Below are 1,464 nucleotides of genomic sequence, written 5' to 3' on the forward strand. Positions count from 1 at the left end.
GCCGGCAAGCAGTGCAGCGGGCCGGGTCAGTTCGCCGGCGTCATAGAGCCGGAATGCCAGCCATTTCGCCCGCCACGGTTGCGGATCGGCGGCATAAGCCTGCTCGCCCAGCCGGGCTGCCCCCAGAGGATCGCTGTCCTGAATCTGGCGCGCCTCTTCGGTCAGGGTACGGGCCAGCGCCTGGGCCTGGGCCCGTTCCCGCGCCGCTTGCGCGGCGGCCAGTTCCGCCGGATCGGGGGCCGGTTCGGGCGCGGGTGGATGCAGGATCTGCTGGATGCGCCGCGCTTCCGATCGGCTGAGCGGCAGGTCAGCGGGCAGGGTCTGCAGCATGTCTATCGCCCGCGCGGTTTCGCCCGCCTCGTGCAGGCGCAGGCCGAGCCACTTGGCGCGCCAGGGCTGCGGATCGGCGGCATAAGCCTGCTCGCCCAGCCGGGCCGCCGCCAGTGGATCGCTGTCCTGAACCTGGCGCGCCTCTTCGGTCAGGGTGCGGGCCAGCGCCTGGGCCTGGGCCCTTTCTCGCGCGGCCTGCGCGGCGGCCAGTTCCGCCGGGTCGGGGGCCGGTTCCGGCGCGCGTGGATGCAGGATCTGCTGAATGCGCCGCGCTTCCGATCGGTTGAGCGGCAGGTCGGCGGGCAGGGTCTGCAACAGGTCCATCGCCCGCGCCGTTTCACCCGCTTCGTGCAGGCGCAGGCCCAGCCATTTGGCGCGCCAAGGTTGTGGATCGATGGCCTGCGCCTGTTCCGCTAGGGCGATCGCGGCTGGCAGGTTTGTTGCGGCCAGGGCGCGCGCCTCGCGTGTCCATGTTGCAGCCTGGGCCAGCGCTTGTTCGGCAGCATGGCGCGCAGCATCGGCGTCGTCTGTGGCTGGCCGCGCAGGCTCGGGCAGGGGTTCCGGTTCCGGCTCGCGCAGCGTCTGGGTGACGGCTTGTGCGATGCTGGCCCAGTCGCGATGGGCGGTGGCATGGTCGCGGGCGGCCTGGCCGATGCGGCGGGTCATGGCAGGATCGTTGGCTAGGGCGGCAATCGCGCGCGCCAGGTCGGCGGCATCGCCAGGGGTGAAGAACAGCGCGGTTTCGCCCTCCTGCGCCTCGGCACGGAACACCGGCAGATCGGGCACCACGGCGGGCAGGCCCAGGGCCATGGCCTCGACCAGCTTGATCGGTGGGATCAGTTCGGTCACGTCGCTACGGCGGCGCGGCAGGCAGGCGATGTGGCAGGCGGCCATGCGTGCCCGCGCGGCAGCGGGTTCCAGGCGCCCGGTGAAAGTGACGGCCTGCGCCAGGCCCAGGCGTGTGGCCTGTTGCTCCAGGCTTTCGCGCAAGGGGCCATCGCCCATGATCACCAGATCGATGCGCAAGCCCTGCGCATGCAGCATGGCCAGGGCATCGAGCAGCAGGTCCAGCCCTTCATAGGCGACGAGCGCGCCGGCATAGCCGATCGTGGTGGTGGCGTGGCGCGCGGCGGC

Annotated in this window: 1 protein-coding gene; it reads right to left on the bottom strand. The window is 72.0% G+C overall.

What is annotated here, in order from left to right:
* Positions 1-1,464, bottom strand: a 1,464-nt coding sequence (locus FHW97_RS21910) for a glycosyltransferase (protein WP_168353393.1), incomplete at both ends; no start/stop codon positions are given.

This window comes from Novosphingobium sp. SG754 (genome assembly GCF_013149315.1).
Taxonomy (GTDB): Bacteria; Pseudomonadota; Alphaproteobacteria; order Sphingomonadales; family Sphingomonadaceae; genus Novosphingobium; species Novosphingobium capsulatum.